The organism is Nonomuraea sp. CA-218870 (assembly GCF_050936535.1).
In the GTDB taxonomy this organism is placed as follows: Bacteria; Actinomycetota; Actinomycetes; order Streptosporangiales; family Streptosporangiaceae; genus Nonomuraea; species Nonomuraea corallina.
The window spans coordinates 3,672,316-3,684,211 of record NZ_JBNJMN010000001.1 but is presented as its reverse complement, the minus strand read 5'-3'; the positions used below and the strand labels follow the sequence as shown (position 1 = coordinate 3,684,211).

Annotated in this window: 12 protein-coding genes; 5 read left to right on the top strand and 7 right to left on the bottom strand. The window is 71.7% G+C overall.

Annotation, left to right across the window (positions count from 1 at the left end):
• Positions 1-102: 102 nt before the first annotated feature.
• Positions 103-693 (bottom strand): HAD family hydrolase, encoded by a 591-nt coding sequence (locus ACQEUU_RS17800; RefSeq protein WP_433067199.1) that lies wholly within the window; start codon positions 691-693, stop codon positions 103-105.
• The gene (locus ACQEUU_RS17795; protein WP_433067198.1) at positions 690-1,502 is read right to left on the bottom strand and encodes a hypothetical protein; all 813 of its coding nucleotides are present in this window, start codon (positions 1,500-1,502) and stop codon (positions 690-692) included. The genes ACQEUU_RS17800 and ACQEUU_RS17795 overlap by 4 nt, the downstream gene beginning before the upstream one ends.
• 178 nt (positions 1,503-1,680) lie before the next feature.
• On the opposite strand from ACQEUU_RS17795, the gene arfB reads away from it, so the two are divergent.
• Positions 1,681-2,088, top strand: coding sequence for an alternative ribosome rescue aminoacyl-tRNA hydrolase ArfB (arfB, locus tag ACQEUU_RS17790; RefSeq protein ID WP_433067196.1), 408 nt, complete (start codon positions 1,681-1,683; stop codon positions 2,086-2,088).
• Positions 2,089-2,112: 24 nt separating this feature from the next.
• Here arfB and ACQEUU_RS17785 read toward each other — a convergent pair whose 3' ends face one another.
• From ACQEUU_RS17785 to ACQEUU_RS17775, 3 genes are all read right to left on the bottom strand, one after another.
• Positions 2,113-2,646: an NADPH-dependent FMN reductase gene (locus ACQEUU_RS17785; RefSeq protein ID WP_433067195.1), complete on the bottom strand. Its 534-nt coding sequence runs from the start codon at positions 2,644-2,646 to the stop codon at positions 2,113-2,115.
• A gap of 83 nt (positions 2,647-2,729) precedes the next feature.
• Positions 2,730-4,709, bottom strand: coding sequence for an ABC1 kinase family protein (locus tag ACQEUU_RS17780; protein ID WP_433067193.1), 1,980 nt, complete (start codon positions 4,707-4,709; stop codon positions 2,730-2,732).
• A 96-nt stretch (positions 4,710-4,805) separates the two neighbouring features.
• On the bottom strand, positions 4,806-5,729 hold the full coding sequence (locus ACQEUU_RS17775; protein WP_433067191.1) for an acyl-ACP desaturase: 924 nt from the start codon (positions 5,727-5,729) through the stop codon (positions 4,806-4,808).
• Positions 5,730-5,808: 79 nt separating this feature from the next.
• On the opposite strand from ACQEUU_RS17775, the gene ACQEUU_RS17770 reads away from it, so the two are divergent.
• Positions 5,809-6,276 carry an NUDIX domain-containing protein gene (locus ACQEUU_RS17770; RefSeq protein WP_433067190.1) on the top strand — a complete coding sequence of 156 codons (468 nt, stop codon included), beginning with the start codon at positions 5,809-5,811 and terminating at the stop codon, positions 6,274-6,276.
• Here ACQEUU_RS17770 and ACQEUU_RS17765 read toward each other — a convergent pair.
• Together ACQEUU_RS17765 and ACQEUU_RS17760 are read right to left on the bottom strand one after the other, a co-directional pair.
• Complete coding sequence (locus tag ACQEUU_RS17765) at positions 6,239-6,862, bottom strand: hypothetical protein (RefSeq protein WP_433067189.1); 624 nt, start codon at positions 6,860-6,862, stop codon at positions 6,239-6,241. The two genes, ACQEUU_RS17770 and ACQEUU_RS17765, sit on opposite strands and share 38 nt — an antisense overlap.
• Before the next feature lie 26 nt (positions 6,863-6,888).
• Positions 6,889-7,683, bottom strand: coding sequence for an HAD-IIA family hydrolase (locus ACQEUU_RS17760; protein WP_433067187.1), 795 nt, complete (start codon positions 7,681-7,683; stop codon positions 6,889-6,891).
• Between the two features lie 61 nt (positions 7,684-7,744).
• Here ACQEUU_RS17760 and ACQEUU_RS17755 point away from each other — a divergent pair, with 61 nt between their 5' ends.
• The 3 genes from ACQEUU_RS17755 to ACQEUU_RS17745 all read left to right on the top strand — a co-directional run bounded on the left by ACQEUU_RS17755 (position 7,745) and on the right by ACQEUU_RS17745 (position 11,896).
• On the top strand, positions 7,745-8,956 hold the full coding sequence (locus ACQEUU_RS17755) for a M20 metallopeptidase family protein (protein WP_433067185.1): 1,212 nt from the start codon (positions 7,745-7,747) through the stop codon (positions 8,954-8,956).
• Between the two features lie 13 nt (positions 8,957-8,969).
• Positions 8,970-9,914, top strand: a complete 945-nt coding sequence (locus tag ACQEUU_RS17750; protein WP_433067183.1) for a zinc-dependent alcohol dehydrogenase family protein — start codon at positions 8,970-8,972, stop codon at positions 9,912-9,914.
• A 161-nt stretch (positions 9,915-10,075) separates the two neighbouring features.
• Complete coding sequence (locus ACQEUU_RS17745) at positions 10,076-11,896, top strand: ABC transporter substrate-binding protein (protein ID WP_433067181.1); 1,821 nt, start codon at positions 10,076-10,078, stop codon at positions 11,894-11,896.

Sequence of the window (11,896 nt, the reverse complement as noted above, 5' to 3'; positions counted from 1 at the left end):
CTGGCACGTTCCCGCGGCGTCGCATCCCGGTTCGGATCGCGGGGACATCACCGATGGGTGAAGGTTCCGCCCCGGCTCTCCGGCGCGCCGCGGACCCCTTGCTCAGCCGCTGCCGGACTCCAGGAAGGCGCGCAGGGCCGCGGCGTCGGTGTACTGGACCGCCCGCATGCCGGCGGAGCGGGCGCCCGCCACGTTGTCCGCGCGGTCGTCGACGAAGAGCACGTCGGCGGGGTCGGCGGCCAGTTCCGCGGCGACGTGCGCGTAGATCCGCGGATCCGGTTTGACCAGCCCGAGCCGGGCGCTGTAGTAGCGCCGCGGGATGGCGGCGACCCAGGGCAGCTCGTCCAGGCCGTCGGCGACGCAGGCGGGCGCGTTCGACAGCAGGGCGACGTCACGGCCCTGCTCCAGCAGCTCGCGCAGGATCGCCAGGGAGCCTTCGTCGGGGTGCGACCAGCTCGCCACGTCCATGGCGATCAGCCGGTCGAGGTCGGCGACGGACAGCGGCCGTCCGGCGGCCTCGGCCCAGTATTCGGCCGGGGTGAGCGAGCCCCGGTCGAACTCCAGCCGGTGCTCCCAGTAACCGCGCAGGAAGGCGGCCGGGTCGGCGCCGACGGCGCGGGCCATGGCCTCGGCCTCGGCGGCCGGCTGGGCGAGAGACAGGACGTTGCCGTAGTCGAAGAGAATCCACCTCACCGGACAAATGGTCGCAGATGCGAGCCCAGCGCCGGGCAGCCGAGATACTTCTCGGCGGTGTGGAAGTCGATCCAGTCGAGGTTGACCAGCTCTTCGGCGTCGACGCCGGTGAAGCAGCCGGCCAGCGCGGGCGGGATGGCGGCGATGTCGTGCGCGTCGGCGATGTTCACCCAGCGCCGCACGCCCTTGGGCCGCTCGCCGCGGCCGTTGATCGGGGCGGGCAGCAGGCGTTCGAAGACCACGCCGCGCATGCCGAGCGGGCTGCCCAGCGTGATGAGCAGGTCGGCCTCCAGGTCGGGATGCGCCCAGAAGGTCTCGTACGTGACGACGCTGCCGAGAGAGTGGGCGATGACCACCTTGGGGCGGTTGCGGCGGATGGTGTCGGCGACCACCCCCCGCACGCGCTCGCGCCTGCCGGGGTCGGTCAGGTAGGCGGCGACCTCGGGGGCGAACAGCTCGGCGAAGGCGGCCGACCGGCTGTCGAGCCGCGACAGCACCCAGGCGGTGAACGACCTGAGCGCGCCGGTGAGGTGCTCGCCGAAGCCGAGGTTCCTGGCCCAGCCGGCCAGCACGTCGTGGCGGGCGGCCTCCAGGGCGGCCGTCCGCGCCGCCGGATCGGGGTCGCGCAACAGGTGGGAGAAGTACGCGACCTCGCTGACGTACGCTCTGGCGGGACCGCCGAGCGAGGCGTTGAGGTAGCGGTCCCATTTCAGGCGCATGGCGGTGGCGGCCCCGGCCGCCGAGCCGCCTGCCTTGACGTAGTAGTCGTACTTGCCGATGCCGTGCACGCCGACGATGCCCGCGGTCATGACTCCCCCATCCGTGGATACGCGATAGTGGCATACGCCGCTTGCGGGCCGCCGTCAACGGCCACAGGTGGAATCGCGGCCGTATCGGGGAGTGTTAGGGGTGTGGCGGGAAATGTCGTTGCCCGGCGTGCCCGCCGATCTGTACGTTGACCGTGCCCTAGCGAGAGGAAGGACCGTCATGCCCGCCGCCCTGGTCGTCAGCGACTCGGTCGTCATCCCCGACGCCGAGCTCGTCTGGCGTTTCTCCCGGTCCTCCGGCCCGGGCGGGCAGGGGGTCAACACCACCGACAGCCGGGTGGAGCTGATCTTCGACGTGGCGGCCTCGACGGCGCTCTCCCCCGCGCTGAAGGCCCGCGCCCTGGCACGGCTCGGCTCGGCGACGATCACCATCGCCGCCTCCGAGCACCGCTCCCAGCTCCGCAACCGGGAGGCCGCGCAGCGGCGGCTGGCCCAGCGGATCCGCGAGGCGATCGCGCCGCCGCCCAAGCGCAGGCGGCCGACCAAGCCGAGCCGCGGCTCGGTGGAGCGGCGGCTGGCGGGCAAGAAGCAGCGTTCCGAGGTGAAGCGGCTGCGCCGGGAGCTCTGAGGCCGGGAGCTCTGAGCGGGAGTCTCAGGCCGACAGCATCGGCTCGCGCAGATGGGCCCGGCACAGCTGCCCGACCATCTCGCGGACCTGGCCGCGCAGGTCGCGGGCCCAGAGCCGGCCGTTGTCGTCGAAGTGGGGGCAGACCGGCGAGATCACCAGCTCAGAACCGACGGCCACCGCCCCCGCCCCCATCAGCTCCTTGTACAGCTCGGCCTGCGCCCACATGGCGCCGCACGCGCGGGCGCTGGCGCACATGACCGCCACGTGCTTGCCGTCGAGCGTGCCGGCCCGCCCCATCCAGTCCAGCGCGTACTCCAGCTCGGCCGGCAGCAGGCTGTGCTCAGGCGCGGTGAGCACGAGCGCGTCGGCCTTGTCCACCAGCGCGAGCAGCTCGCGGACCACCTTCGGGACGGGTCCCGGCGCGTACGGCGGGATCTCGCCCAGGCGGGACCAGGTCTCGAAGGCGGCGCCCGGCGGCAGTTCGCCCCGGATGGCGTCCAGGAGCCGGTTGATGTACGAACCTCCGTGGAGACTGGCGGCGATCCCGATGATTTTCACCCGCTACTCCCCGAGAGGTCTCGTCTACGGCTCCTGCTCAGAAAATCTGCCCGATGCCGTGGATGTCCAAGACCATCCTTCAGTCAAGAAGGCGCACTTTTCGGCGTGGCGTCCCGCGGCCTGCGGAAGATCAGGACCAGTACCCGGAGCACCAGCACGGCGCTGATCACCAGCAGGTTGTAGCCGATGAGCTGGAAGAGCGACATGTCGAGCTCCGCGCTCGCCACCGGCCCGCCGTCGACGCCGAGCAGGATGACGGCCATCAGCCCGGCGGTCGCGCCGAGCACGGTGAGCAGCACCTGGTGCAGCAGGCCGGTCACGAAGACGCGGTCGCGCTCGTCGGCCAGCAGCCGGACGTTGAGCGCGAGCCGGCCGTGCTCGGCCGCGCTGGCTATGCGCTCGACGCGCCGCGGCAGCCGGCGCAACATCGGCAGCAGGGCGACCAGCTCCTGCGTGGCCGCCTCCTTCAGGCTGCCGCCGTCGAGCCGCTCGGCCAGGTGGCGGTCGGCGAAGGCGCGGGCCTCGCCGATCAGGTTGAAGCCGGGCGAGAGCCGCACCAGCGTGCCCTCCAGGGTCGCCAGCGCACGGAAGACGGCGGCCACCTCGGGCGGGATCGAGAGCCCGTACGCGGAGACGATCTTGAACAGGTCGGTGAACAGCTGGACGCTGTCGAGGCCGGGCCCCAGGTGCTTGGCCATGAACTGGCCGAGCGCCCGCTCCAGCCCCGGTTCGTCGATCTCCTCCGGCCTGGGCACCACCTCCAGCAGGGCGTCGGTCACCCCGAGCGGGTCCTGCCGGTTCATGGCGAGCAGGAAGCGCTGCAGCGCCGAGCGGACGGAGGCGTCGAGGCGGCCGACGGAGCCGAAGTCGAGCAGGCCCAGCGTGCCGTCGTCGAGCAGCATGAGGTTGCCCGGATGGGGGTCGGCGTGGAAGACGCCCTCGACCAGGATCTGCCGCAGCAGGCAGTCGAGCAGGTCGCGGGCCAGGCGCGGCCCCTGCTCGGGGGTGGCGGCGGTGACCGGCCCGCCGGACAGTCGCTGCATGACCAGGACCCGCTCGGTGCAGAGCGGGCCGACGGGGGCGGGGTAGGAGACGCCGCCCCCGGGGGAGGCGGCGACGGCGGCCATGTTGGCCGCCTCGACGCGGAAGTCCAGCTCCTCCCTGATCGCCACCGCGAAGCCCTCGGCCAGGTCGCGCACGCCGAGCGCGGCGCCCCAGCGGGTGCGCGACTCCAGGGTGGCGGCCAGGCGGCGGACGATGTCGAGGTCCCTGGCCACGGTGCGGCCGATGCCCGGCCGCCGCACCTTGACCACGACGTCCTCGCCGGTGTGCAACCGCGCGGTGTAGGCCTGCGCGATCGAGGCGGCGGCCAGCGGGGTGCGGTCGAAGGCGGCGAACACCTCGTCTACCGGCCCGCCCATCTCGGCGCGGAGCACCGGTTCGACCAGCTCCCACGGCTCGGCCGCCACCTGGTCCTGCAGCCGGCCCAGTTCCTCGATGAACTCGGGCGGCAGCAGGTCACGCCGCGTGGACAGCACCTGGCCGAGCTTGACGAAGGTGACGCCGCCGTCGTCGAGCGCGAGCCGGAGCGACCGGGCCAGCCGCACCGCGCCGGTGCGGCCCTCCGGCGGGTCCCCGCGCCCGCGCAGGTACGGGCCGAGCCCGTGCCTGACGGCGATCCTGGTGATCTCGGAGTAGCGCCTGGCCCGCGACATCCGGCCGCGCAGCGACCGGACCAGCTCCAGCGGCCCGGGGATCGACCCCGTCGGCACCAGAGCCTCGGCGACCACCAGGATGACCATCGGGATGAGCACGACGCACATCACGACCAGGATCAGCACCCACAGCGGGCCGACGCCCACCTCGCGGGCGCCGCCGGCCCGGTGGAAGGCGCTCACGATCGGCGCGGTGAGCGGCCCGGCCAGCGAGAACGCCAGCAGCGCGGCCAGGAAGGTGCGCACCGCGCCGAACCGGACTCCGAGCAGCCGCTGGGCCGCCGCGGCCAGCGCGACCACCATGCCGATGGTGACGACGGCGACGACCAGCGTGACAGGAAGATCCATGAGGACGAATCCTCCCACAACGGGTCATCCCGTGATCGTTCATCCCATGACAGTCACCGGATGACGGTCACCGGATGACGGCTCATCCCGCGACGGTCATCCCCTGGCGCGCGCCCTGCGCTCCTCCCTGCGGGCGACGAACCGGGCGGCGGTCTCCTCGGTTCTCTTCAGGAACTCGGCCAGCTCCTCGCGGGCCTGCTCGCCCTCGGGCCCGAGGCCCGTCTTGTCGAACACGGCCCACTGCCGCAGCACCGGCAGGAGCACGTCGTCGAGGTGCAGGCGCAGGTCGTAGATGCCCTCGTGGGCGATGGTCATCGCCATGCGGGTGAAGCCGGCGATGTTGGAGCCCGGCATCTGGAAGGTGGTCACCACGTCGGTGACGGCCCGCATGGTCTGGTCGGGGTCCAGCTCGAAGGCCGCCTTGAGCAGGTTGCGGTAGAAGAGCATGTGCAGGTTCTCGTCGGCGGCGATGCGGGCGAGCAGCCGCTCGCAGCCCTCGTCGCCGGAGGCCGTGCCGGTGTTGCGGTGCGCGATGCGGGTCGCCAGCTCCTGGAAGGAGACGTAGGCGAGCTGCTGCAGCATCGTGCCGTAGTCGGTGATGAAGCCGCTCTGCATGTGGGCCATGCGGGCGCGCTCCAGCTTGACCGGGTCGACCGCGCGGGTCACGGTCAGGTAGTCGCGGATCGCGGTGCCGTGGCGATCCTCCTCGGCCGTCCAGCGGTGCACCCACGTGCCCCAGGCGCCGTCGCGGCCGAAGGTGGTGGCGATCTCGTGGTGGTAACTCGGCAGGTTGTCCTCGGTCAGCAGGTTGACGATGAGCGACACGCGCGCCGGCTCGGGCAGCTTGGAGTCGCTCTCCTGCCAGGCCTCCCCGCCGTAGGGGCCGTCGAAGTCGCGCCCCTCGCTCCACGGGACGTACTCGTGGGGGAACCACTCCTTCGCCGTCTTCTCGTGGCGGTCGAGCTCACCGGCCACGACCGGCTCCAGCTCATGGAGCAGCTGCGTCTGGGTCATCGCCATATAGAGATCCTCTCCTGAAAGTTACGGCACCGTAGGTTAGGGTACCCCAGAGGCGCCCGGATCAACGTAGGCTGGGCCGATGCGACCCAGCGTCCGGGGTCTCGTCCTCGACGACGACGAGCGCCTGCTGATCTTCCGCCGTACGGTCCCCGGCCGCGCCGTCTACTGGTCGGTGCCCGGCGGGCACGTCGAGCCCGGCGACGCCACGCTCGGCCACACCCTCCGCCGTGAGCTGCTGGAGGAGCTGGGCGCGACGGTCTCGGCCGTGACCCCGCTGACCACGGTCAGCTATCCGTGGGAGGGCGGGGTCAAGACCCAGCACGTGTACGGGTGCCGCCTGGTGACGCTGGACCCGGCGCTGCGGCACGGGCCGGAGCTGGACGACCCGGCGCGAGGGATCTACGAGGTCGAACGGGTGCCGCTGGAGAGGGAGCAGATCACCTCGCGCCATGTGGTGCCGGAGGCGGTGGCGGACTACCTGTCCGGCCACATCACCGCGCTGCCGAGGCTCATCGCCGGTCCTCGATCTCCCACAGGTGGTCGATGACGTGCCAGGCGACGCGGCGGCGGGCGTAGGCGGGCGGCCAGGCGGTCTCCGGCGGCGGCCGCCACGGCCGGGCGAGTACCTCGGCCAGTTCGGCGCGCATCGCGTCCACGTCGGCGCGTGACCTGTAGGGCTTGTGCCGTACCCCGGCCTGCCGGGCGTAGCCGCGCTCGGAGTCCTGGACGTGGTTCACCATCTTGGTCAGGTCGCGCCCACCGCCGCGGGGCCCCTTGCGCAGCTCCTCCGGCGACTCGCCCGCGACCTCGTCGAAGAGCTGCCAGGCGGCCCTGATGAGGGCCACCTCGCGCCGCGCGACGTCCTCGCCGACCGGCTCCAGGTCCTGTTCGGGGATGGCCCCGGGGGCGCCGAAGTCGGTCGTCGCGCCGCCGGGCACCAGGGCGACCACCTCGGGGTCGCCGGGGTCGAACGCGAGCCCGGCCCGCTCGGCGATCACCCGGTAGCGCGGGGCGTACCGCACCAGCAGATCGATCGCGGCCTCCTCGCCCTTGGCGACGCGACACCAGCCGGGCCAGTCGAGCGAGCAGGCGAAGACTCTCTTCGGGCCTCGCTCCAGGTAGATGCGGGTCATGGCGGCAAGCCTGCCACCCATACCTGTCAGTCTCCGGCAGGTTCGATCAGGTCGGCGAGGTCGGCCACGGAGTCGACGATGAGCGACGGGCGGTAGGGGAAGCGGTCCACCTCGTGACGCGGGGTGACGCCGGTCAGCACGAGGATGGTGAACAGGCCGGCCTCCATGCCGCACACGATGTCGGTGTCCATCCGGTCGCCGATCATGGCGGTGGTCTCGCTGTGGCCGCCGATCTCGTTGAGCGCGCTGCGCATCATGCGCGGGTTGGGCTTGCCCACGAAGTAGGGGTGGACCCCGGTGGCACGGGTGATCATCGCGGCGACCGCGCCGCAGGCGGGCAGCGAGCCCTCGGTCGACGGGCCGACCGGGTCGGGGTTGGTGGCGATGAACCGGGCGCCGCCCTCGATGAGCCGGATGGCCCGGGTGATCTGGGTGAAGCTGTAGGTGCGGGTCTCGCCCAGCACGACGTAGTCGGGGGCGAGGTCGGTGAGCACGTAACCGGCGGCGTGCAGCGCGGTGGTCAGCCCCGCCTCGCCGATGACGTACGCCGAGCCGCCGGGCCGCTGGTCCTCGAGGAACTGGGCGGTGGCCAGGGCGGAGGTGTAGATCGACTCGGCGGGCACGTCGAGGCCGGCCCCGGCCAGCCGGACCGACAGGTCGCGCTGGGTGTAGATGGAGTTGTTGGTCAGCACCCGGAACGGCTTGCCGGACTCGCCGAGCCGCTTGACGAAGGCGTCGGCGCCGGGCACCGGCCGCCCCTCGTGGACGAGGACCCCGTCCATGTCGGACAGCCAGAAGTCGATCCGCTTACGCTCGGTCACCGGATCATCCTAGCGAGCCCGTCATATCGACTTCTCGACCGGGACATGAAGAATGTCGTTCATGTCGTTCACCGAAGCCGCTCAGGACATGCGGGACGAGCTCGTCCGGCTGCGTCATTCGCTGCACACCACGCCGGAGATCGGGCTGAGTCTGCCGCGGACCCAGGAGAAGGTGCTGGCGGCCCTCGACGGGCTGCCGCTGGAGGTCACCCTGGGCACGGCGCTCAGCTCGGTGACCGCGGTGCTGCGGGGCGGCCGCCCCGGCCCCGCCGTGCTGCTGCGCGGCGACATGGACGCGCTGCCCGTCGCCGAGCGCACCGATCTGCCGTACGCCTCGCACATCGAGGGCCGGATGCACGCGTGCGGGCACGACCTGCACACGGCCATGCTGGCGGGCGCGGCGCACCTGCTGAGCGCCCGGCGTGAGGAGCTGGCCGGTGACGTGATCTTCATGTTCCAGCCGGGCGAGGAGGGCTGCGAGGGCGCGCGGTACATGATCGACGAGGGCGTGCTGGACGCGGCCGGCGACCCGCCGGTGGCGGCGTACGGGATGCACGTCGTGTCGTCGGTCCTGCCGCCGGGCCTGTTCGCCTCGCGGCCGGGGCCGATCATGGCGGCGGCGGACGTGTTCTCGGTGAAGGTGAAGGGGCGCGGCGGGCACGGCTCCACCCCGCACCTGTCCCGCGATCCGATCCAGGCCGGGTGCGAGATGGTGACCGCGATGCAGACCATGGTCACCCGCACGTTCGACGTGTTCGACCCGGTGGTGGTGACCGTCGGCAGCTTCCACGGCGGGTCGACGGACAACGTCATCCCCGGCGAGGCACAATTCGAGGCGACGGTCCGGACGTTCAGCGTGGCCAACCGGACCCTGGTGAAGCGGCGCCTGGTCGAGGTGGTGGAGGCCATCGCGGCGGCGCACGACCTGAAGGTGGAGGCGTCGTTCGGCATGGGCTATCCGGTGACGGTCAACGACCCCGCCGAGGCGGCGTTCGCGGGCGCCACGGCCGACGGCCTGTTCGGCCCCGGCCGTTTCATCGTCTCGCCGCGGCCGGTCATGGGGTCGGAGGACTTCTCGTACGTGCTGGAGCGGGTGCCGGGGGCGTTCGTGTTCCTGGGCGCGTGCCCGGCCGACCGCGACCCGGAGACCGCGCCCTACAACCACTCCCCCGAGGCGGTCTTCGACGACTCGGTGCTGCCCGACGGGGCCGCGCTGTACGCGTCGCTGGCGCACGAGCGGCTGGCCGCGGCGGATGCGGGCCTGGGCGGTTGACCGGCCGGGGCCGATGGCGTCCCGGCCCCTGGTCATGGTGGAGCGGCCGGTGCCCGAGCCCGGCCCCGGCGAGGTGCTGGTGCGGGTGGAGGCGTGCGGCGCCTGCCGCACCGACCTCCACCTGGCCGAGGGCGACCTGCCGCCGCACGCCCCGCTGACCACGCCCGGCCACCAGGTGGTCGGCCGGGTGGTGCTGCCCGACGGGGGCGACGGCGAGCGGGTCGGGGTGGCCTGGCTGCGCTCGACCTGCGGGCACTGCCGCTACTGCCGGCGCGGCATGGAGAACCTGTGCCCCCGGTCCACGTACACCGGCTGGGACGCGAACGGCGGGTTCGCCGACCACCTGACGGCTCCGCACGACTACGTCTACCCGCTGCCCGAGGGCGTGCCGGCCGAGCGGCTGGCGCCGCTGCTGTGCGCGGGCATCATCGGCTACCGCGCGCTGCGCCGGTGCGACCTGCCCGAGGGCGGGCGGCTGGGCATCTACGGCTTCGGCGCCTCGGCCCACCTGACCGCGCAGGCGGCCATCGCCATGGGGGCGACCGTGCACGTGGTGACCCGCGCGGCCCGGCACCGGGAGCTGGCGCTGGAGCTGGGCGCGGCCTCGGCGGGCGACCTGCCGCCCGAGCCGCTCGACGCGGCCATCCTGTTCGCGCCGGTCGGCGACCTGGTGCCGCCCGCCCTGGAGGCGCTGGACCGGGGCGGCACGCTCGCCGTCGCCGGGATCCACCTGAGCGACATCCCGTCGCTGAACTACGACCGCCACCTGTTCCAGGAGCGGACGCTGCGCAGCGTCACGGCCAACACGCGGGCCGACGGCCGGGCGTACCTGGAGCTGGCGCGCGAGCACCCACCGAGGGTCAGCAGCGTCGCGTACGCGTTCGAGGACGCGGACAGGGCGCTGGCCGACATCGAAAGCGACCAGGTCAAGGGCGCCGCCGTCATTCTCGTAGGCTGAGACCCGGCCAGGTGAAGGGGAGCGTCACGGCGACCAGGGATGAAGGAAAGTTACATTAGCCTCACAGTCACTGGAGATTATTGACGCGCCTCCCGGGTGACCGTAGGGTCCGGTCAATCCCACAGATCCTCATCAGGTCCGAACTTTCCCCGGAGCGGTACATGAAGCGACTAGCAGCGGTAGTGACGTTGCTGGGCCTGACCGCCGTCACAGCGTGCAGTGGCGGCGGCACCACCAATCAGTCCTCTTCGGGCGGCGGTGGCGGCGGCGGGCTCTTCACCACGATCGACGTGAACAGGCCGGGCATCGACGCGAGCGCCCCCGCGAACCCGTACAACCCGAAGGGCAACTCTTTCCTCGGGTACAACGCGATGAAGCTCGCGTGGGTCAAGAACCACGTGACCGACCCGAACCAGTTCTACCCGGGCATCGCCGAGAGCTGGGAGATCGCCCCGGACAACTCCGCGATCACCATCAAGCTGCAGCCGAACAACAAGTGGTCCGACGGCAAGCCGGTGACGGCCGAGGACGTCCGGCTGTCCATCGGCATCGCCTACACGCAGGGCAGCACCGCCTTCGCGCTCACCCCCGGCGCGGCGGGCGCGGCGGCCGACGTCGAGGTCGTCGACGACAAGACGGTCAAGGTCACGCAGGACATGACCAACCCCAGCAGCAAGTTCGCCCGTGGCGTGCTCGACACCTTCGTGGCGCCCGCGCACGTCTGGGGCAGCGTGCTGCCGGCCGACTTCTGGGACAAGCTGAAGACCTCACGCGGTGAGGGCGCGGACGCCGAGAAGGCCCGCGAGGAGATCACCGGCCTCGGCGAGAAGATCATCACCTTCGCCCCCGAGAAGGACGTCTCCGCCGGCCCCTTCATCCTGGAGCGGGCCAACCCCGGCGAGGCGCTGCTGGTCAAGAACAAGAACTTCTACAACGCCGCCAGTGTCGCCCCGGACCAGGTGAAGTTCCTCAACTACACCGGCAACGAGCAGATCTGGAACTACCTGATCTCCGGCAAGCTGGACCACGCGGGCTTCACCGCCGCCCCGGCCGACGTGATGAACCGGATCAAGCAGGCGCCCGGCACCAACATCATCAAGGGCTTCTCGCCGGTGGCCGTCGGCATGGCGTTCAACCAGACCAAGAAGCCGTACGACAACGTGCACGTGCGCCGCGGCCTGGCCTACCTGATCGACCGCGCCGAGGTCACCAAGGTCGCCTCCCCCGAGGGCGGCACCCCCGCGGTGACCACCTCCGGCATCCACCAGAAGGCGGCCCAGGAGTGGCTCGGCGCCGAGCTGAACAACCTGGAGCCGTACAACGCCGACCCGGCCAAGGCCGAGGAGGAGTTCAAGGCCGCCGGGCTGCAGAAGAAGGACGGCAAGTGGGCGCTGGCCGACGGCAGCCCGTGGAAGGTCACCATGACCGCCCCGTCCGGCTTCTCCGACTGGATCTCCGCCCAGGAGAACATCAAGGGCCAGCTCGTCGAGGCCGGCGTGGACGCCGAGGTCGTCACGGTCGCCGACTATCCGCTCTACCTGGAGGAGATCGCGGCCGGCAAGTACGACGTCGGCTTCTGGCTGATCGCCCTCGGCCCGGCCCCGTACGACATCTACCAGCGGCTCTACGGCGCCTCCAACGGCTGGACCAACGTGGCCGGCAAGATCAAGCACGCCGCGCCCGGCAAGAGCGGCAACTGGATGGGCGGCGCCGAGAAGGTCGAGGTCGACGGCACCGAGATCAACCCGGGTGAGCTCACCGGCAAGCTGAACGCGGTCAGCGCCGAGGAGGCCAAGCCGATCATGCTCCAGCTGGCCAAGGCCGCCAACCAGGACCTGCCGGTCATCCAGCTCTGGGACTACGTGAACACCCAGTTCACCAACACCAGCCGGTTCACCGGCTTCCCCGAGCAGGACTCCGACCTGCTGCGCCTGACCGCGGGAGTCTGGATCCAGCTCGGCATGGTCAAGAAGACCCCGTAG

Bases quoted from the DNA above. Each gene is read 5' to 3' on its own strand.
- ACQEUU_RS17780 (WP_433067193.1), bottom strand. From the start codon at position 4,709: ATGGATCTTCCTGTCACGCTGGTCGTCGCCGTCGTCACCATCGGCATG.
- ACQEUU_RS17770 (WP_433067190.1), top strand. From the start codon at position 5,809: ATGCGACCCAGCGTCCGGGGTCTCGTCCTCGACGACGACGAGCGCCTG.
- arfB (WP_433067196.1), top strand. From the start codon at position 1,681: ATGCCCGCCGCCCTGGTCGTCAGCGACTCGGTCGTCATCCCCGACGCC.
- ACQEUU_RS17755 (WP_433067185.1), top strand. From the start codon at position 7,745: ATGTCGTTCACCGAAGCCGCTCAGGACATGCGGGACGAGCTCGTCCGG.
- ACQEUU_RS17775 (WP_433067191.1), bottom strand. From the start codon at position 5,729: ATGGCGATGACCCAGACGCAGCTGCTCCATGAGCTGGAGCCGGTCGTG.
- ACQEUU_RS17765 (WP_433067189.1), bottom strand. From the start codon at position 6,862: ATGACCCGCATCTACCTGGAGCGAGGCCCGAAGAGAGTCTTCGCCTGC.
- ACQEUU_RS17750 (WP_433067183.1), top strand. From the start codon at position 8,970: ATGGCGTCCCGGCCCCTGGTCATGGTGGAGCGGCCGGTGCCCGAGCCC.
- ACQEUU_RS17745 (WP_433067181.1), top strand. From the start codon at position 10,076: ATGAAGCGACTAGCAGCGGTAGTGACGTTGCTGGGCCTGACCGCCGTC.
- ACQEUU_RS17795 (WP_433067198.1), bottom strand. From the start codon at position 1,502: ATGACCGCGGGCATCGTCGGCGTGCACGGCATCGGCAAGTACGACTAC.